We start from the raw sequence: 18,040 nt of genomic DNA, 5'->3' as shown, positions 1-18,040 counted from the left end.
AAGGACACCCCCGGTGACCGAAGTTCCTCCCGCCGCCCGTGTGGGCCGCCCGCGCCGGTCCTCCCGTCAGATGCTTGAGGATGCCGCGGCCGAGCTGTTCCTGGAACAGGGGTATCCGGCCACCTCGATCGAGCAGATCACCCAGCGCGCCGGGGTGAGTCGAAACACGTTCTTTAACTACTTTGGGGCCAAGGCGGACCTGCTGTGGATCGACCTGGATCAGTCCATCACCGCACTGGTTACCGCGCTCGGGTCGCCCACCTCCGGAGAGGAGGGGACCCGGCTGGAGCAGCTCTCAGCACTCATTCTTGCGGTGGCCGCCGAGCATCCGGCCGCCCGCGTCCCCTGGGCATTTAGCCAGGCCGAGCTGATGGGGACCCGGACGGATCTCGAAGCCTCGGCCCCGGCACGCCTGCTGGCGCTCGCCGAGGCGATCCAGGCGTTTGTGGCCCCCGAGGAACCCGAGTTCATCGCTCGCACCATCGGGTCGGTTGCGGTGGGCGCGATTGCCGCCGGGGTGGCCGCCTGGATTGCCGCGGGCGTGCGCCGCGAACGCCTGGAAACCTACGTGGCCGATGCCCTGCACCCGGCGCTGACCGGATTCACCGATCTCGCGAAGGGGACCCGATGACCGAGGCCTGGCCCGCACCCGTATTTGAACCCATCGAGCCGCCGAAGCGTCGCCGCCGCGGGCTGATCATCACCCTGAGCGTGCTCGCGGTCCTGGTTCTCGCCGGTGGTGGCACCCTGTTTGCGCTCAGTCAGGGGGTGGGGAGCACGGCGACCCTGCGGATTGTCCAGCAGAATAATGCCCACGCCGACGCCTCCTACGTGCTTGCCGGATGCGAAATCCAGGCGGGGCAGACCGAGTGCACCGCAACCAATGGTGAGGTGTGCAAGGGTGCGGCCGACGGTCAGCAGTGCACCAAGATTCCGATTCCCGAGGACCGCCGACTGCGGGTGCAGACGGCACTCGGCCAGGACGCCGCCTGGGTGACCGCGCAGCTTGGATGGGATTCTGCTCAGGCGGCGGGTGGTGCCTCCGACGCTGGATCCTGCACCTTCATCGGCGAGCCCGGGCAGTCCTTCACCTCGCACCCCTTCGGCGCCGAGGTGGACTATACGATCACCCGTACCAACGCGTTCGGCCAGACCGAGACCAGCCCGGTCCTGCACGGTTTCCGCATGATGGGCCACGCCTGCGGCGAGCCCGAGGATCCCGATCACGACCACGATGAGGATGGCGAGGGCGGCCACTAGTCCGCGGACTCGGGGAGCACCTCCTGAGGCTCGGGCATGATCGGCCGTCGGGCGGATGCTATCCAAAAGGCGATGGCTCCCCACGGGATGGCCCATAGCAGGGTAAGAAACGGCGATCCCAGGCGATCGCCGAGTTCGGGTTGCAGTGCCGTGGCGAGCATCGCGCCGCGCATCAGTACGGCTCCCGCGCTCACCAGCGCAAGCGTCCCAAATCCGCTTGCGGCCGACCATCGGCCCACGCTCTGATCCAGTGCGATCACCAGCGCCCCGGCGATCAGCGTGCAGGCGATCAGGGGAATCAGGGCCGCCCAGAGAAGCCCGTTCTGGTTGTCATAGCCGTCGGGAACCCCGGCGAGGGTCCAGTGGGTCGCGATTGCTCGCTCGACGACGGGCTGATCCTGCGCGGCCACCAGCAGCCAGATGAGCGGCAGCAGGGTAAAGAGGGCGGCCCAGGTAAATCGAATCTTGACGCTCATTTCCTGCCTTCGGTATCGACGTGAGTGGGGTCGGCGAGTGAGTAGGCCGCGATGAGTGCCGTGCCAATCATCGTCGCGGCGAACGACCACAGTCCCATGGCCACGCCGATGCCCACGTGCAACAGAATCACCCCGAGGAGTGCATAACGTTTATAGCGGGACGGCAGGAGGAGAAATACGGCAATTGTGCACTCCATCGCGATCGTGCCCCACGTGAGTAGGGCAGTCCCGACGGGCAACATGGTGGCGGCCTGGAGGATGTCACCGACCCACCCGACGGTTCCAAACATCGGGTCACGGGTGATGTAAAACATCGCGCTCCCGTCGACCCATTCGGGTACGGCGAGTTTGGCCAGTCCGCTCTCGAAGTAGATGCCTGCTAATTGGATGCACAGCGCGAGAGATCCCGCATAACTGATCGCCCGCAGCCCACTCCGGGGGAGACTAACGGGCCCCGCCTGCGCGTGGTGCCATCCCCACCTGCGGCGCTCGGTGAGCTCGATCAGCACCAGAAAGGCGGTGGCGAAGACGGCCACGCTTTCGCCGCCGTCGGGTAGTGAAAGCGAGATATTCATGGAGAGGGCGAGCCAGAGGTGCGCGACGGCCAGGATGCGGGGGAACACCCCGGCGATGACCAGCGTCGCGATGACGATCCCGATCCAGCGGCCGAACTCCTGTGGGGTTTCCGAACCCAGACAGAACAGCGAGGTTCGCCTCACACCCGCGCAGTACGTAGCCGGTTCGATACTCAGCACCTCGGTGGTCAGGTTCTGCCACGAGGTAAGGGCAAGGGTCACGAGCTGGCCGAGCGCGATGATGCTGCGCCCGAGTTGCACCCGGATCCCCGGCTGAGGGTAGCGAGAGATGTTTGCCGCGAGCCCGCGCAGCGGGCCACCAAGGTCGCGCGTCGGGGACAGGGCTCGCGGTGCGTGTGTCGTCAGCACGTGATTGCCACCCTTGCAAGGGAGACCGCGCGGGTTTGCGAGGGCACACGATCTCGGTACCCGAACTTGACGGGTTCCTGCATGACTATTGTCAGGTCACCGCAGAACCGCTGCGCTCGCGTGGGGCTGGCGAGGACCGTGCGTGGGGGTGCGGCGGTTTCCAGGCAGTTGGACACATAGTCGGCGCACTTCTCGAATCCGGGGAGCAGGTGCGCGATGATCGCCAACTCGGTGCCCTGTGCTCGCTGGTTGCGGCTGAGTCCAAAGAGGTTGTTGGCGCCGGCCTGCGGCAGGGAGTCGGCCCGAACCCAGTCGCCCGCCGCGGTCTGGAGGTAGGGGACCGCGGCGGGTTCGCGTGGACTCTTGGTGAAAAACGCCCAACCCTGCGGGAACAGGGCCTGAATATCCGCGGAAACCGACGTTTTCGGTGATCTGGTGAGGACATTATTTGTCCACGACGCACCAACGGTGACCCCGAAGAATACGGCGATGAGGCCCAGCGTGAGGAAAAAGAGCCGGGTTGGTTGTCGTGGCTGGGGTGGAGAGAGCTTACGGTGATGCGAGGTCATTGTGGTCTAGAGCTCGGAGAGCGAGGCCGCAAAACCCTCCCGGATCAAATCGGAGTCGCCGCCGGAGCTCTGGTAGACGATCACTGCCAGGGCACCTACGACGGCGGCGACGCTCGCGGCAACCGCGGCCGCAATCACCACCTGGGTGCTCACAAACACGTTGGTGAATCCGATGACCTTACCGTTATAGGGGGAGGCCGGGCGCGGGGAGGAAACGGCCGCGTCCGATGCGACGCCCGGGGCGGCGTTGTCGGCGGAGTACTTCGCCGCTACCCGCGTGACATCGTCGCTGAATGCCTGGAGTGCCGCCTCGGCGCGGTACGGATCCTTCGCCTGTGCGCTGCGGGTAACCCGCGCGGTGAAGTCCGGATCAACCTCCCGCAGGTCGGCGAGCAGGGTATCGGTGAGTTCGGCCGGGGCTTCCGAGGCTGCTGCGTGGCCCAACTGGCGGACGAGTTCGGGATGTTGCTCGGCAATAGGTCCGCGACCAAACGCCAGCAGATCGACCACGTCGCGGTCGTCGAAGGTGGTTGCGCGCGGAGCGGTCTGCGCGGTCGAGGCCGGTTCGGTTGTGGCCTGGGCCTGGCCGGTCGACTGGCTGGTCGTCGCGTGTGCGGTCGACCCCTGGGCGGGGAGCGCGGCCGGCAAAATCGCCAGCGTCGCGGTCAGGGCTATCGCCCCGATGCTCTTCTTGGTGGTGAAGACGGTGGAGAGTGCGGTGGGAATGGACATGTGATCCCTTTCATCAAAGACGAGCGATTCGTCAGTTGCGGTGAAGGGGGAGATGCGCACGGTCGAGGTTCGTCGGCAACCAGGGCTGCCGTGGACGGGGGATCCCGAACCACGAGTGCGACGGTTTGATTCTCCTCCGTGCCATACGCAGGAGGCTGGGAAACCGCAGTGAGTCCGGAAGACCTCCGCGCCGCCAGGGGCGTCCTAAACCGTCCCGACCAGCGCCACCACGCTCGCCCACACACAGGCGGCAATCGCCACGCTAAAACCCAGCAGCCAGAAGACCGACGGAATGTGGGTCTGTCGGGCGAGGATATAGGCGTCGGAGGATTCCAGGTTGCGGTGCTTTCGGCCGTGCGCGGCAAACACGTTGCCCAGGCCTCGAAGCGATCCCACCAGCAGGGCCAGGCCCACGGTGATCAGCGCATAGGTCTGCATCACCGAATCGGCATAGAACCACAGCGCCGCACCGCCGGCGAGGGTGGCCAGGGCGATCAGGATCGCGCCCCACCCACGTAGGAAGATCAGCGAGAGCATCACCAGGATCGCACCGCCGAAGATCGCCGCCCGGGTATAACCGGCGGTCGCGGTGAGGATCAGGGCGGCGCCCACGATCGCCGGGGCCGGGTAGCCCAGGAAGCCCGAGATGACCGCGGTGAAGGATCCACCCGAGCTGATCGTCGAGCCGCCGTGATTGGCCCCCACCCGGATCGCGCGCACCCGGCGACCCAGCAGCCCGGCCGAGAACGCGTGGCCCAGCTCGTGGACCAGGGTGGTGAACATCCCAAACCAGCGCCAGGTCACCCGCGGCACGCTCAGCAGAATCGCGGCCAGGATGATCGATCCGAGGATCAGTGGCTCCAGGGTCACCGGGGCGGTTCGCCCCAGGAACGCATCGAGGATGTCGCTCCAGGAGGCGGGGGTGAGGTTCATCAAGTGCAGAGGAATGGGGGTGCCTTTCGCGCGGGGAACACTCTATTCTCCCGAGCTTCACTGAACGTTCGCGCTACGCGCCCCGGCGCGCTCGCCGCACCCCGCAATTGCCGGTACACTGGTGGATACCAACATCGATCCGGCCATCACCGGGGAGTTTTCGGAAGAGCGCGGCTGCGGCCGCGGGTAGAACCGAACGGGTCAGGCCCGTCACAGCCCAATGAAGCGATTCGCCCCCTGCCCGGGGATCAGCGAATAAGCGAGGTGGTACCGCGGCTCATGTCGTCCTCGCAGGAGAAAATCTCACTGCCAGGAGTTGCACATGTCGTATCCGAAGTCCCAGGACTCCCAGCCCGGTGCCGCGTTCGGTATCCAGGCCTCGCCGCGTTTCCCCGAGATCGAGGAGCAGATCCTCGAGTTTTGGCGTACCGATGGGACGTTCCAGGCCTCGATTGACAACCGCGAGGGTGCCCCCGAGTGGACCTTCTACGACGGCCCTCCCTTCGCCAACGGCCTCCCGCACTACGGTCACCTGCTGACCGGTTACGCCAAGGACCTGTTCCCGCGCTTCCAGACCATGCGCGGCAAGCAGGTCCACCGCCGCTTCGGCTGGGACACCCACGGTCTGCCCGCCGAGCTTGAGGCCGAGCGTGAGCTGGGCATCACCGATAAGAGCCAGATCGAGGAGATGGGTCTGGCCGCATTCAACAACGCCGCGCGTGAGGGTGTGCTGAAGTACACCCGCGAGTGGGAGCGTTATGTGACCCGCCAGGCGCGCTGGGTTGACTTCGAAAACGACTATAAGACCCTCGACATCGACTTCATGGAGAGCGTCATCTGGGCGTTCAAGCAGCTGCACTCCAAGGACCTCGCCTACGAGGGCTACCGGGTGCTGCCCTACTGCTGGCGCGACCAGACCCCGCTGTCCAACCACGAGCTGCGGATGGATGACGACGTCTATAAGGACCGTCAGGACCAGACCGTCACCGTGACCTTCCCCTTCGCCGGCGAACGCGCCGACGCCCTGGACCTCACCGGCGTGAAGGCCCTGGCTTGGACCACGACCCCGTGGACCCTGCCCACCAACGTTGCCCTGGTTGTGGGCCCGGCCATCAGCTACGCCGTGCTGCCCGCGGGTCCGAACGGTGCCCACGACGGGGGCGACGCCGCCTCGCAGTACCTGCTGGCCACCGACCTGGTGGGCAGCTACGCCAAGGACCTGGGGTACGAGGACGCCGCCGCGGCCACCGCCGCGATCACCCGCACCCTGGTTGGCGAAGAGCTGGTGGGCACCCGCTACACCCCGGTGTTTGACTACTACCAGACCACCGATGACCTGGATATGTCCAACGCCTGGCAGATCCTCTCCGACGACTATGTCAGCACCACCGACGGTACCGGTATCGTCCACCAGGCCCCGGCCTATGGTGAGGACGACCAGCGCATCTGTCAGGCCGCCGGCATCCCCGTGGTGCTCTCGGTGGACGAGGGTGGACGCTTCCTCCCCGAGGTGACCGACGTGGCCGGCGAGCTGTGGTTCGAGGCCAATAAGCCGCTGACCAATCTGCTCAAGGAGAAGGGCCGCCTGCTGCGTCAGGCCAGCTACGTGCACTCCTACCCGCACTGCTGGCGCTGCCGTAACCCGCTGATCTACAAGGCCGTGTCGAGCTGGTTCGTGAAGGTTCCCGAGTTCAAGGGCCGCATGGGCGAGCTCAACCAGGAGATCAACTGGGTTCCGGAGAACGTCAAGGATGGCCAGTTTGGTAAGTGGGTGGCCGGTGCCCGTGACTGGTCGATCAGCCGCAACCGCTACTGGGGTTCGCCGATCCCGGTGTGGAAGAGCGACAACCCCGAGTACCCGCGCATCGATGTCTACGGATCGCTGGATGAGCTTGAGGCCGACTTCGGTGTGCGCCCGACCGACCTGCACCGTCCCTACATCGACGAGCTGACCCGTCCGAACCCGGACGACCCCACCGGTCAGTCCACCATGCGCCGGATCACCGACGTGCTGGACGTCTGGTTCGACTCGGGCTCGATGCCCTTCGCCCAGGTGCACTACCCGTTCGAAAACCAGGAGTGGTTCGAGAGCCACAACCCGGCCGACTTCATCGTTGAGTACATCGGGCAGACCCGCGGCTGGTTCTACATGCTGCACACCCTGTCCACCGCTCTGTTCGACCGTCCGGCGTTCAAGAACGTCATCAGCCACGGCATCGTGCTGGGTAACGACGGCCAGAAGATGAGCAAGTCGCTGCGCAACTACCCGGATGTGAACGAGGTCTTTGACCGCGACGGATCCGATGCGATGCGCTGGTTCCTGCTCTCCAGCTCGGTCATCCGCGGCGGCAACCTGGTGGTCACCGAGGAGGGCATCCGCGAGGGTGTGCGCTCGGTCCTGTTGCCGATGTGGAACTCCTGGTACTTCTTCTCGATGTACGCCAACCTCGCCACCGAGGGCGGCTACGACGCCAAGCGACGCACCGACTCGACCGATGTGCTGGACCGCTACATCCTGGCCAAGACCCGTCAGCTGGTCATCGAGGTCACCGACCACCTGGAGCACTTCGACACCCCGCTGGCTGCGGCCGCACTGCGCGACTTCGCCGACGTGCTCACCAACTGGTACGTGCGTCGCTCGCGCGACCGCTTCTGGGCGGGCGTGGACGCGGACGGCAACGGCAGCGAGGCGTTTGACACCCTCTACACCGTGCTGGAAACCCTCACCCGGGTGGCCGCGCCGTTCCTGCCGCTGGTGACCGAGCAGATCTGGAAGGGTCTGACCGGTGGCCGTTCGGTGCACCTGACCGACTACCCGAGCGCCGATGAGCTGCCCGCCGATGACGCGCTGGTTGCCGCAATGGACCAGGTCCGTCAGATCGCCTCGACCTCGCTGGCCCTGCGCAAGAAGGCCGGGCTGCGCGTGCGTCTGCCGCTGGCGACCCTCACCGTTGTGGCCACCGATACCGCGGGCCTCGCGGCCTTCGAGTCGACCCTGCGCGATGAGCTCAACGTCAAGTCCGTCGAGTTCGTGGAGCTCGCCGAGGACAGCGCCGCACGCTACGGCATCACCTCGAAGCTCGCCGTGAACGCCCGTGCAGCGGGTCCGCGCCTGGGTAAGGAGGTGCAGACCGTGATCAAGGCGGCCCGCGCCGGCGACTGGAGCCAGGAGGGTGACGTGGTCACCGCTGGTGGCATCGCCCTCGAGCCGCACGAGTACGAGCTGACCCTCGAGGTGGGCGATGGCGGTTCGGCCGACAACGCGCTGGCCCTGCTGGCCGGTGGCGGATTTGTGCTGCTGAACACCGTGACCACCCCGGAGCTGGAGGCCGAGGGCCTGGCCCGCGACGTGATCCGCGCCGTGCAGGACACCCGCAAGGCCGCCGGTTTTGAGGTGTCCGACCGGATCCGCCTGGACCTGGTCTTCGCCGACGCCGCCGACGCCGAGGCCGTGACCGTGGCCACTGAGCTGGTGGACATCGCCGGGGAGACCCTCGCCACCGAGTTTGGCCTGATCGGTCTGCCCGAGGGGTCCGCGCACGCGGCGGCCGAGGGCACCGATTGGCTGGCTGAGGTGCTCGATGAGCGTCCCGAGTTTGCGCAGTCGATCGCCGCGGGCAAGTTCGCCAACGCCGGTCGCTTCATCGTGGCGGTTTCCCGCCTCGATGCCTCCACCGACAACTAATTCCCACCTTATTTCACACTCAGTAGTGCGATCCGGGTTCGTCCCCGCGGCCCGGATCGCATATCGAAGGGATCGGCTCTCATGACTCACTCCTCCAACGAACCCGAACTTCCCGCCGACGCGGCGGCCGAGGACGCGGCGGAACTCGCCGCGCTTTCGGGGCCGCTGGGTCTTCCCGTCTCCGATCCGTCGGATGTGGGGGAGGACGCCGAAACCGACGTGGATGAGGAAATCCTCAACAGCGAATTCGACACCGACCGTGCGGCGGTCGTGTTTGCCAAGCTGATGCAGCGCACCGGCGAGGTGGCCCCCGAGCCGCGCCTGGATGCCACCGCCCGCGTGCTGGAGCTGCTGGGTGACCCGCAGCACCAGGTCCCGGTAATTCAGATCACCGGCACCAACGGCAAGACCAGCACCTCGCGGATGATCGAGTCGCTGCTGCGCGCCCACGGGCTGCGCACCGGGCTGTTCACCAGCCCGCACCTGGTGCACTTCACCGAGCGCATCTGCATCGACGGTAAGCCGATCGCCCACGCGGCGGTGGCCGATAACTGGGACGACATCGAGCCGTTCCTGGAGATCGTGGACGCCGAGCTGGTGGCCGCCGGCAAGCCGAAGATCACCTTCTTTGAAGCGCTGACCATCCTCGGATTCGCCTGCTTCGCCGACGCCCCGGTCGATGTGGCCGTGGTTGAGGTGGGCATGGGCGGCACGTGGGATTCCACTAACGTTGCCAACGCTCAGATCGCCGTGCTGACCCCGGTCGACCTGGATCACGTGGGCAAGCTCGGCCGCAACATCGCCGAGATCGCCGCGACCAAGGCGGGCATCATCAAGCCCGGTGCGATCGTGGTGTCGGCCGCGCAGAAGCCCGAGGCGCTGGAGCAGATCAACGCCCGTGCGGCCGAGGTGGGGGCGACCGTGGTCCTGCAGGATCGCGACTTTGAACTCACCGAGGACATCGTGGCCGTGGGTGGCCAGCAGATCACCGTGCGCGGTCGCGCGGCCACCTACGCGGAGCTGTACCTGCCCTTCTACGGGGATCACCAGGCACAGAACGCGGCCGTGGCAATCACCGCGGTCGAGGCGTTCCTCGGCGACGGCGAGCGTCCGCTGGGCGAGGAGCCGCTGACCGAGGGCCTGGCCCTGGCCACCAGCCCGGGACGCCTGCAGCTGATCGGCACCGACCCGACCATCCTGGTGGATGCGGCCCACAACCCGCACGGTGCGCGTTCGCTGCGCGCGGCAATCGAGCGCTACTTCGACGTGGATGAGGTGGCCCTGGTCGCCGGCATCCTCAGCGATAAGGACGCCGCCGGAATCTTCCGCGAGCTGGCCCCGATCGTGACCACCGCCCTGGTGACCCGCTCCAGCTCGGAGCGTTCCACCGACGTGGATGCGCTCGCGCAGATCGCCCTGAGCGAGCTGCCCGACACCCTGGTTGCCCCGTATGAGGAGCTGGTGGACGCGCTGCTGGCAGCCCGCGAGTGGGCCGATGAGGCACCGCGTCGCATGGTTGTGGTGACCGGATCGATCGTGCTGGGCGGTGAGGCGATCGAGATCGCCGCCGACCGCGAGTGGAAGGCGTAGTCGTGGCGGGACGGGTGCGGCGCCAGCGCGGCGTCAAGGAGATGCTGCTGTCGATCATCCTGGGTTTTGAACTCATCATCATCGGCCTGGCCTCCCTGACCGTGTTCGGGCTGAAGGCCGCACCGGGCGAGCCCTGGTACGCGCTGGTGGGTGGCGGTGTGGTCATCGTGATTATGCTGGTCGCCCTGGCCACGCTGAAGAGCCCGCTGGGCGAGATCCTCGGCTGGGTGGTGCAGGCATGCCTGGTGGCCGCGGGCTTCCTGGTGGGCGAGATCTGGGTGGCCGCCGCGCTGTTCCTGGCACTCTGGATCTACGGCGTCTACAAGGGCACACAGCTTGATGAGCGCAACGCCGCCTTCCGCCGGCACCAGGAAGCGACCGGCGAATAGCCACCGTTTCCCTGCCACCTCAACAAACGCCGCGGCGCGGGTCCTTCGAGATCCGCGCCGCGGCTTGTGTGTGACTGCAGGCGTAGGGTCTGGGCTACCGCGCCACCACCTCCACGCCCAGGGCGGTGCAGAAGGTGATCAGGCGAGGGAGTCCGGCCGCGGGGTCATCGAAGTCCCAGTGGAGTTCGGATTCGGGGGCGAGGGCCTGGGGTACGCGGTCTCCGAACAGCACGAATGCTCGATCGGAGTTGCACTGGCGGCTCATATAGGCGATGCCGTCGAACCCCGCTTCGTGGGCGGCGCGTGCCCAGTGCACGGTGTGTTCATAGTGGGCGGCGGGGGTCGCGGTGACCTGGTCGGCGCTCACCCCGAGCCGGCGGAGGCCGAGGCCCAGCAGCGAGGCGAAGCGGAGCGGGCGGGCCGTGGTGATCCGCGAGAGACGGCGGCCGCGATAGGCGGAGGGCAGGAGCGTGCCGCCGCTCAGCGGGGTGTCGTGGAGCAGGGTTTCGGCGATCGCCGCCTGCTCGGTTTCGGCCGCGTAGAGCACCGGAACCATCGGCTCGCCGAAGAAGGCAAAGCGGGTGGGGGCCCCAAAACCCGGGTTGAAGGTGGTCGCTAGGCGCTCAGCCGCATGCACCCGAAACAGCACAAGGCCCGCGGGGAGCTCGATCGTCTCGGGATCGAACGGTTCCGGCGGTGCCGGGACTACCAGCCGGGGTTCCATGCGCGCCGGGCAATCTCCATAACCCGCTCGGGTTCGGTATCGAGGTGGTCGACCGGGCGTGACGCATCGTCAAAGTAGGTGCTCGGGGTGCAGAGCCAGAGCACCGCATCAACCTCGTCCCAGTTGCTGGCCTGGGTGAGCGCCACCAGCGGTTTCACAAACGGTTTGACCCGTCCCCGTCCCCGGTCAAACTGGAACCCCGGATAGACAAACCGGTTGAGCCGTTTGAGGGCCAGCAGCTCGCCGCGCCCACGCATATCACTGGCCAGCGCACGAATGGCGCTCGGGGTGGAGGAGGATCCGAGGATCTTGGCCACCTCGGCGCTGGTGAGCAGGCCAAACTCGGTATCAATCGCCCGGATCGCGTTTTCCCCCGCCTGGGCACCGCGGGCCAGGGCCGGGTGCGGGGCCTGAGCCGTGCGGGCGAGGACGCCGGAGAGTTCACTCACCGCGGTCCGGGCGCGCACCCGATCCAGCAGGTCGGCCACCTCGGCCGGGGTGGCATCGGCACCGGTCACCGCGCGCACGGCCTCGTGTACGAGGGCGGCGTCGGCGGTGCGCTGCTGCTTGATCGACATCATTCCTCCGCTTCCTACGTTTGAGTCTAACGTTGGATTCGCCAGATATCTACGAAGAACCCCCGGAAATCCGGGTCTTTTCGCCACCGTCCCAAAAACATGCCAACTGTTTTGTGACGAATCTCGTGCCGGAAACGTCCTAGTTGTGTCGCCGCTTCAGGCGATCCGCACCACCGAGTGCGGACAGGTTTGTGAAGGAGAACATCATGGCTAACGTAACCGGAACCAACCCCCAGACGAAGATCGACCCGGCAGGCGTGGCCGCCGGAAGCCTTGGTGGCAAGACCACGATTGATGACGGAGTTGTCGCCAAGATCGCCGGTATCGCCGCCCGTGAGGTTCCCGGCGTCTACGCCCTCGGCGGAGGTGCCGCCCGTGTGGTCGGCGCGATCCGCGATGCGCTGAACACCACCGATCTCACCCAGGGCATCAGCGTCGAGGTGGGCGAGAAGCAGGCCGCCGCCGACGTGACCATCGTGGCCGAGTACCCGGTATCCCTGCAGAAGGTGGCCGATGACGTTCGTGCGGCGATCTATCGTGCAATCGAGGACCTCGTGGGTCTCGACGTGACCGAGGTCAACGTGACCGTCAACGACGTCCACATCCCCTCCGAGGATGACCACGAGGAGCAGAAGGCTCCGCAGGAGGCTCGAGTCCAGTGAGTAAGTCGGGAGTGGGGGCCGCAATCGGTGCGGTCCTCGCCCTGACCTGGATCGTGCTCGGCTTCTGGGCCTTTGTGCTCGTGGCCGTGGCGATGCTGGTGGGAGCGGGGATCGGGCGGATTGTTGATGGCCGACTGGATGTGCGCGCCCTGGCGGACGTGTTCCGTGGACGGCGTTCCTCGTCATGACCGGGGACGTCCGAGCCGACACCGGTGAGCGCAATCTCATCGGACGGACCACCGTCACGGGCCGGGCGCTTCAGCATCTCGCGGTGGGGCTGGTGCGCGATGCCGCACGGGTGACCGCCCAGGACGTATCGGTTTCCTTTTCGGATGAGGCCGGCGCGTTGAAGGCCACGGTGACCGTTCCGGTTGCCCTCGGCCAGCGTCCGGGGGACACCCTGATCACCCGGGCCGAGGCGCTTCGTGAAGCGGTGATCCGTGGGTTGGAGTCGCTTGCCGGACGCACCGTCTCGGTGGTGGACATTCGCTATTCGGGTGTCCGTGAAGTCCGCGAGAGGAGGGTTCTATGAGTATCGACACACACGTGTACACCCGCGTCCTCCGACGCGAGAGTCACGATTCACGCACCGCTCCGGCGGTGGTGACAGCGAGCCTGTTGGCCCTCCTGCTGGGTGCCCTGCTGGTGCTCGGCATCTGGATGATCATCGATGAACGGGTGGCCACGGGGGTGGCCGAGTTCCTCTCCGGGCGTCACGTCGCATTCGATGTGGGGGGCGTGGCACTGGGCGGCGGAATCATTCTGCTGCTCCTGGCCATCCTGCTGATCTGGCTGGCGCTCGCACCGGGTCGACGCGATCGTCGATCGCGCAGCACCGACCGGCTGGCGATCCTCGTGGATAACGGGGTCCTCGCCGATACGGTGGCCGATCGGGTCGCCGAAGCCGAGGGCCTGGACCGCAGCAACGTCTCGGTGGTTGTGGGTCGCACTCGGGCGAGTGTGCACGTCACCCCCACCAGCGGTGTGGCGCTCAATCCCGAATCCGTGCGTGAGGTCGCCCGGGAGACCCTCACCGCGGCCGGCTTTGTCAGCGAGGTTCGGGTACGAATCGCCGAACGGGGAGTGGTCTCATGAATGCAACCAATCGCATCGTGAATCGTGCCCTGCTGCTGGTCACCGGTCTCGCACTCGCTGTCGTCGGCGCATTCCTTGCGCTGGCCAGCGGGCGTCTGCCCGCCTGGGCCGATGGAGCACTGGATACCGTGGCCGGCTGGCTCTCCGGGATCGGCGACTGGCTGGGATCGTTCTGGTTTGAGCTCCCCGGCGGGATCGCCCTCTCCGGGGCGGCCGTGCTGGCCATCGCCAAGATCATCATTCTCCTGGTCTTGCTGATCATCTTCCTTTCCACCCGGGGAGGGGGGAAAACCGCCACCGTCCTGCGCGCCTCGGGCGAGCAGGGGGAGACCGCGCTGGATGCGAATCTGGCCGACACCCTGATCGCCGCCCGCCTGCGCGAGAGCACCGACGTACTCTCGGCCAGCACGAGTGTCTATCGGGTGCGTCGCGCACCGGCGATCCGGCTCGGCATCACCCTGCGCCGAGGTGCCCGGGTGCCGCGCGTGCTCGAGGAGGTCGAGCAGGCGGTGCGTGACTGGGACGCCCTGGCGGGCACAACAATTCCCGTGATCCTGCACCTGCAGGGTCGGGGATGGCTGGACCGGTGGCGCTCGGCAACGCGGGTGCGCTAGGTCGTCAATCTCAACAATCGTCAATCTCAACAAAAGGAGTGGTACGGATGCCAAAGAATCTCTTAATCATCGCAATCCTCGTGGTGGCGGCGTATTTTGTGGGCGTGCAGTCGGCAAAAAACCGCGGCAAGAACTATGAGGATCTGCGCCACCAGGTTGAACGGCTCTGGACGAGCCCGGATGCCAAGAGGGCGCGTAAGAAGCTCGCCAAGAACGCTCAGAAGTCCCTTGAGAAGACCCGCAAGTCTCTCGTCGGCAACTAGATCATCACGAAACAGAGGAGTCACATCATGAGTGCAGAAAACCGTATCAAGGCCGCCGCAGACATCGTCGTCGGAAAGGCCAAGGAGGTCATCGGTAACGTCACCGATAACGAGAAGCTGGTTGCCGAGGGCAAGGCCGATCAGGTGAAGGGTGACGTGAAGGACACCGTCGAGGACGTCAAGGACGCGTTCACGAAGTAGTCGATTTGGGGGCGAACCGCAGGGTTCGCCCCCGTTCGCGTGACGATAAATAACATATGTACAAATCACTCTTGTTTCGGCAGACGCGGCGGGAGAAGATGAGGGTACGGGCGCGGCACAACCGGGGTTTCCCCGTCGCTGCCGCCGGCGAATACTCATCGACTGAGGGGGACGGGGTATGAGCGGTGAACGATTCTCTAGTGCGCTGGAAAACGCGGATGACCGGATCGTTGCCGGGCGAGCGGCCGACGGTGACACCGTGGCCTTCGCGGTCTTGGTTCGCAGGTATACACCCATGATGCGGGCCTATGCACGCCGCATCCTGCCCGGCAGCGCCGAGGTGGATGATGTGGTGCAGGACACCTTTATTACCGCGTGGGCTCAGCTGCCCGAGCTGGAAAACCTCGAGCGGGTGAAGAGCTGGCTGATGCGGATCACCAGTCGCAAGGCCGTGGACCGGCTGCGCAGTAGTAAACCGCATGCGGATATCGATCTGGTGGAGCCCATGGCATCACCCGCCGCCACCCCACCGCGCCGAGCCGAGGCGCTGGCGAGTGTTGCGGCGCTGAGCGCCGCACTGAAAGAATTGCCGGACGCGCAGCGTGAGTGCTGGGTCCTGCGTGAGCTCGGCGATTACGGGTATGACGAGATTGCCGAGGAGCTGGATCTGCCGCTCTCGACTGTCCGAGGCCTGCTGGCCCGCGCCCGAAAATACATCATCGTACGGATGGAGCAGTGGCGATGACCGGTGAACCAGACTATGACCTGAAAACCCTCGGCGTGGAGCCGGAGGAACTCGACGGGTTTACCCTCGAGGACCTAACCGACTACCTGGATGCCGGGCGCACACCCGCCAATCCGGCGATCGAGGAGTCTGCGGGGTGCAGGCTCGCACTGGATGCCCTGGAGCGCGTGCGCGCGCTGACTCCCGAACTGCTCGCCGCGGATGTGGCGGCGGAACCGGCCACCGATGAGGGCTGGGTGCAGGGGATCCTCGCGGGGATCGCCCTGGATGCCCGTGCCGGACGACGCATTCCGCTGACCGAAGAGGTGCCCGGGGTGGATCTGGGCATCACCGAGGGTGCGCTTCGTGGACTCATCCGGGCTGCCGAAACCGCGGTCCCGGGCGTGCTGGTGGGACGCTGTCACCTCGACGGCGAGGTGGAGGAGTTTGGTGCTCCGGTCGGAATCCGACTGGAGGTCGGCGTGACCTTTGGCACCCCGATTCCCGCGGCCGTCGCACTGCTACGCGCCGAAATCGCCGCACGCCTGCACACCCACACCGGGTTGAAAATCAACGGGATTGATGTCGCGGTGCGTGATGTGGCAGCACCGGAGACCACCATTCAGGGTGGCCCAACGCAGGCAACTGAGCCGGAGGAAAACCGATGAGCACCGTCGAAGATTTTGAACTGGCCGCCGAGATTGAGGCGACCGTGCGCGCACTGCCGGGCGTGACAGGGGTGTTTCAGGCCGGACTCACGGTCGCGCGGGTGGTCGAGGTGGGCGCTCGCCTGCTGGGGCTGCGCGATGGGGCGGCCACGCTTGTGCTGCTGGAGCGGGAATCCGATACGGTTCGGGTCAGCGTCGCAATCGGCGTGGACTCCGCATTCGGGGCCACCGAAACCGCCCGTCGCGCGCACGATGCGGTGGGGGTGGCACTGCGAGCCCGGGGCGAGGGTGCGGCGAGCATCCACGTGACGGTGGTGCACATCGAGCAGGTCGTTGCTGCGCGGAGCGAGCCTAACGAACACCCACGGGACGACTCGGGGATCCTGCTCGGTCATCCCGGATAAACCACACCAGCCCGAATCCTGCCACGATCACCGCGATGTTGCCCAGGCCGGCAATCGCGCTCAGCGGGGAGTCCACCGCGTGCGCGGTGGACAGGAAGATCGTGGGGTCGGTTGAGGCATGCAGCAGGATCGGCCAGATCAGGTTGCCGGTGACCCGCAGTGCGAGGTACATGCACAGCCCAAAGGCGAAGGTGTAGACCAGCTGAAACGCGGTGGCGGCCAGCGTCTGCCCGGTCAGCAGGTTGCTCGCGTGCAGCCCGGCAAACACCGCCGCGGAGACCAGGGCCACCGTGATCTCGCGGTAGCCGGCGTTGCGGAGTAGCCGGATCACCAGGCCCCGGGTGAGTAGCTCCTCGGCGAACCCGATGAACAGGCCGGCGAGCAGCCAGGTGGCGACCACACCGAAGTCAACGGCCGCATAGTCGATGGTGAACAGCCTCAGCACGTTGAATCCCAGCACCGCAACCACGGCGATCCACATCCACCCGCGGCCGGTGATGGTTTGCCGAGCAAAGAGTGAACCGAACCAGCCCAGTGAGAGGGCAAATCCGATCAGCAGCAGGCCGCCGATGACCAGCGGGAGAATATAGTCAACCACAACCGCCGATGCCGATCCCTCGGCGACGTGGGCGGCGAGGGGGAGGAAGGCCAGTGAAAACAGGTTGTACAGCGCGAGGTACGCGATTGCCAGTATGATCGCGCGCCACCACCCGCCGCGCTCCCAAAACCGGGTCCACGCGTTAGATGCCCGTACCGATTCCGTCATGCTTTTCCCCTTTGCGTTCAATCTCGCACCTCGCCGCAGCTCGTGCAGTGCCGTGTTTCGGCGTGGCCCCGGCACCCCGCTACTGCGAATGTAGCGTCATGTCTCAGCTCGGCAACAGCGTCCTCGACCCCGGTGTGCACCCCAGTTCGAGGGGGTCCGGGACGGATGTGAACGTCAGATGTTCGTCCGCCGCGCCGCCGCGGTTCCCCGTTGGAACTGCTGGCTTGTTATCGTGTGTGTGGGCTTTTGCCCTCCCCTTTCCCAGACCTAGGAGGTCCCCATGGCCGTTGAAGAAACCCTCGTCCTTGTTAAGCCGGACGGTGTTGCCCGCAAGCTCAGTGGCGAGATCATCCGCCGGATCGAAGCCAAGGGCTACTCGGTTGTTGACCTGCGTATGGTCCAGCCGGAGCGTTCGCGTCTTGAGCAGCACTACGCCGAACACCAGGGCAAGCCATTCTACGAGCCCCTGGTTGCGTTCATGCTGGAGGGCCCGGTGGTGGCCATTCGCGTCGCCGGTGACCGCGTGATCGAGGGCTTCCGCGTCCTCGCCGGTACCACCGACCCGACCCTTGCCGCTCCCGGCACCATCCGCGGTGACTTCGGCCGTGACTGGGGCCTGGCCGTGCAGCAGAACCTGGTCCACGGATCCGACAGCGTCGAGTCCGCACAGCGTGAGCTGGGTCTCTGGTTCGACTAGGAGGCATCCAAAAAACGGCACCCCGCGGGGTGCCGTTTTTTGTTGGGGGAGAGCGCGTTGTGCCGC

General features: G+C 66.2%; 24 protein-coding genes. 16 read left to right on the top strand and 8 right to left on the bottom strand.

The annotated features are described in order from the left end of the window. Positions 1-13 precede the first annotated feature (13 nt). Together D9V34_RS11035 and D9V34_RS11030 are read left to right on the top strand one after the other, a co-directional pair. Entirely contained in the window at positions 14-631 is a 618-nt protein-coding gene (locus tag D9V34_RS11035; RefSeq protein ID WP_183091954.1) for a TetR/AcrR family transcriptional regulator, read from the top strand. Continuing rightward, positions 628-1,260 carry a hypothetical protein gene (locus D9V34_RS11030; protein WP_121688848.1) on the top strand — a complete coding sequence of 211 codons (633 nt, stop codon included), beginning with the start codon at positions 628-630 and terminating at the stop codon, positions 1,258-1,260. Before D9V34_RS11035 ends, D9V34_RS11030 begins: the two co-directional genes overlap by 4 nt. Here D9V34_RS11030 and D9V34_RS11025 read toward each other — a convergent pair. The 5 genes from D9V34_RS11025 to D9V34_RS11005 form a co-directional block, all read right to left on the bottom strand. Then, positions 1,257-1,736, bottom strand: coding sequence for a hypothetical protein (locus D9V34_RS11025; protein ID WP_121688847.1), 480 nt, complete (start codon positions 1,734-1,736; stop codon positions 1,257-1,259). The genes D9V34_RS11030 and D9V34_RS11025 overlap by 4 nt on opposite strands. Continuing rightward, complete coding sequence (locus D9V34_RS11020; protein WP_183091953.1) at positions 1,733-2,572, bottom strand: sporulation-delaying protein SdpB family protein; 840 nt, start codon at positions 2,570-2,572, stop codon at positions 1,733-1,735. The genes D9V34_RS11025 and D9V34_RS11020 overlap by 4 nt, the downstream gene beginning before the upstream one ends. Positions 2,573-2,673: 101 nt before the next feature. After that, positions 2,674-3,249 (bottom strand): SdpA family antimicrobial peptide system protein, encoded by a 576-nt coding sequence (locus tag D9V34_RS11015; protein ID WP_121688845.1) that lies wholly within the window; start codon positions 3,247-3,249, stop codon positions 2,674-2,676. A gap of 6 nt (positions 3,250-3,255) precedes the next feature. Then, complete coding sequence (locus D9V34_RS11010) at positions 3,256-3,981, bottom strand: sporulation delaying protein family toxin (RefSeq protein WP_147441685.1); 726 nt, start codon at positions 3,979-3,981, stop codon at positions 3,256-3,258. Between the two features lie 204 nt (positions 3,982-4,185). Continuing rightward, the gene (locus D9V34_RS11005; protein ID WP_121688843.1) at positions 4,186-4,914 is read right to left on the bottom strand and encodes a M50 family metallopeptidase; all 729 of its coding nucleotides are present in this window, start codon (positions 4,912-4,914) and stop codon (positions 4,186-4,188) included. Positions 4,915-5,236: 322 nt separating this feature from the next. Here D9V34_RS11005 and ileS point away from each other — a divergent pair, with 322 nt between their 5' ends. The 3 genes from ileS to D9V34_RS10990 all read left to right on the top strand — a co-directional run bounded on the left by ileS (position 5,237) and on the right by D9V34_RS10990 (position 10,578). Next, positions 5,237-8,599 (top strand): isoleucine--tRNA ligase, encoded by a 3,363-nt coding sequence (gene ileS / locus D9V34_RS11000; protein WP_121688842.1) that lies wholly within the window; start codon positions 5,237-5,239, stop codon positions 8,597-8,599. Positions 8,600-8,884: 285 nt separating this feature from the next. Further along, entirely contained in the window at positions 8,885-10,189 is a 1,305-nt protein-coding gene (locus tag D9V34_RS10995; protein ID WP_245992012.1) for a bifunctional folylpolyglutamate synthase/dihydrofolate synthase, read from the top strand. 2 nt (positions 10,190-10,191) lie between these two features. After that, positions 10,192-10,578, top strand: a complete 387-nt coding sequence (locus D9V34_RS10990) for a DUF4233 domain-containing protein (RefSeq protein WP_051701821.1) — start codon at positions 10,192-10,194, stop codon at positions 10,576-10,578. 94 nt (positions 10,579-10,672) lie between these two features. Here D9V34_RS10990 and D9V34_RS10985 read toward each other — a convergent pair whose 3' ends face one another. Then, a complete protein-coding gene (locus D9V34_RS10985) occupies positions 10,673-11,302 on the bottom strand; it encodes an RES family NAD+ phosphorylase (RefSeq protein WP_121688840.1) in 630 nt (209 codons plus the stop codon). Further along, positions 11,284-11,883, bottom strand: a complete 600-nt coding sequence (locus D9V34_RS10980; protein WP_121688839.1) for a hypothetical protein — start codon at positions 11,881-11,883, stop codon at positions 11,284-11,286. The genes D9V34_RS10985 and D9V34_RS10980 overlap by 19 nt, the downstream gene beginning before the upstream one ends. A 203-nt stretch (positions 11,884-12,086) precedes the next feature. Here D9V34_RS10980 and D9V34_RS10975 point away from each other — a divergent pair, with 203 nt between their 5' ends. The 10 genes from D9V34_RS10975 (at position 12,087) to D9V34_RS10930 (ending at position 16,511) form a co-directional block, all read left to right on the top strand. Then, positions 12,087-12,542, top strand: coding sequence for an Asp23/Gls24 family envelope stress response protein (locus D9V34_RS10975; RefSeq protein WP_121688838.1), 456 nt, complete (start codon positions 12,087-12,089; stop codon positions 12,540-12,542). Then, the gene (locus tag D9V34_RS10970) at positions 12,539-12,730 is read left to right on the top strand and encodes a DUF2273 domain-containing protein (protein WP_121688837.1); all 192 of its coding nucleotides are present in this window, start codon (positions 12,539-12,541) and stop codon (positions 12,728-12,730) included. Before D9V34_RS10975 ends, D9V34_RS10970 begins: the two co-directional genes overlap by 4 nt. Next, entirely contained in the window at positions 12,727-13,074 is a 348-nt protein-coding gene (locus D9V34_RS10965) for a hypothetical protein (protein ID WP_121688836.1), read from the top strand. Before D9V34_RS10970 ends, D9V34_RS10965 begins: the two co-directional genes overlap by 4 nt. Next, the gene (locus D9V34_RS10960) at positions 13,071-13,637 is read left to right on the top strand and encodes a DUF6286 domain-containing protein (protein WP_121688835.1); all 567 of its coding nucleotides are present in this window, start codon (positions 13,071-13,073) and stop codon (positions 13,635-13,637) included. The genes D9V34_RS10965 and D9V34_RS10960 overlap by 4 nt, the downstream gene beginning before the upstream one ends. After that, the gene (locus D9V34_RS10955) at positions 13,634-14,251 is read left to right on the top strand and encodes a hypothetical protein (protein WP_121688834.1); all 618 of its coding nucleotides are present in this window, start codon (positions 13,634-13,636) and stop codon (positions 14,249-14,251) included. Before D9V34_RS10960 ends, D9V34_RS10955 begins: the two co-directional genes overlap by 4 nt. A 47-nt stretch (positions 14,252-14,298) precedes the next feature. After that, positions 14,299-14,514, top strand: coding sequence for a hypothetical protein (locus D9V34_RS10950; protein ID WP_121688833.1), 216 nt, complete (start codon positions 14,299-14,301; stop codon positions 14,512-14,514). Positions 14,515-14,541: 27 nt separating this feature from the next. Beyond that, positions 14,542-14,715, top strand: coding sequence for a CsbD family protein (locus D9V34_RS10945; protein ID WP_121688832.1), 174 nt, complete (start codon positions 14,542-14,544; stop codon positions 14,713-14,715). 178 nt (positions 14,716-14,893) lie between these two features. Continuing rightward, a complete protein-coding gene (locus D9V34_RS10940; protein WP_121688831.1) occupies positions 14,894-15,460 on the top strand; it encodes an RNA polymerase sigma factor in 567 nt (188 codons plus the stop codon). Next, positions 15,457-16,107 carry an Asp23/Gls24 family envelope stress response protein gene (locus D9V34_RS10935; protein WP_183091952.1) on the top strand — a complete coding sequence of 217 codons (651 nt, stop codon included), beginning with the start codon at positions 15,457-15,459 and terminating at the stop codon, positions 16,105-16,107. Before D9V34_RS10940 ends, D9V34_RS10935 begins: the two co-directional genes overlap by 4 nt. After that, on the top strand, positions 16,104-16,511 hold the full coding sequence (locus tag D9V34_RS10930; RefSeq protein WP_121688830.1) for a hypothetical protein: 408 nt from the start codon (positions 16,104-16,106) through the stop codon (positions 16,509-16,511). The genes D9V34_RS10935 and D9V34_RS10930 overlap by 4 nt, the downstream gene beginning before the upstream one ends. On the opposite strand, the gene D9V34_RS10925 is transcribed toward D9V34_RS10930, so the two are convergent. Next, entirely contained in the window at positions 16,459-17,277 is an 819-nt protein-coding gene (locus D9V34_RS10925; RefSeq protein ID WP_121688829.1) for a CPBP family intramembrane glutamic endopeptidase, read from the bottom strand. The genes D9V34_RS10930 and D9V34_RS10925 overlap by 53 nt on opposite strands. Before the next feature lie 280 nt (positions 17,278-17,557). On the opposite strand from D9V34_RS10925, the gene ndk reads away from it, so the two are divergent. Continuing rightward, on the top strand, positions 17,558-17,974 hold the full coding sequence (gene ndk / locus D9V34_RS10920; RefSeq protein ID WP_030143793.1) for a nucleoside-diphosphate kinase: 417 nt from the start codon (positions 17,558-17,560) through the stop codon (positions 17,972-17,974). Positions 17,975-18,040: the final 66 nt, after the last annotated feature.

Source organism: Mycetocola lacteus (assembly GCF_003667575.1).
GTDB classification, from domain to species: domain Bacteria; phylum Actinomycetota; class Actinomycetes; order Actinomycetales; family Microbacteriaceae; genus Mycetocola; species Mycetocola lacteus.
Note: the sequence above shows the minus strand (reverse complement) of the source record. Positions and strands in the feature narration are given on the sequence as shown.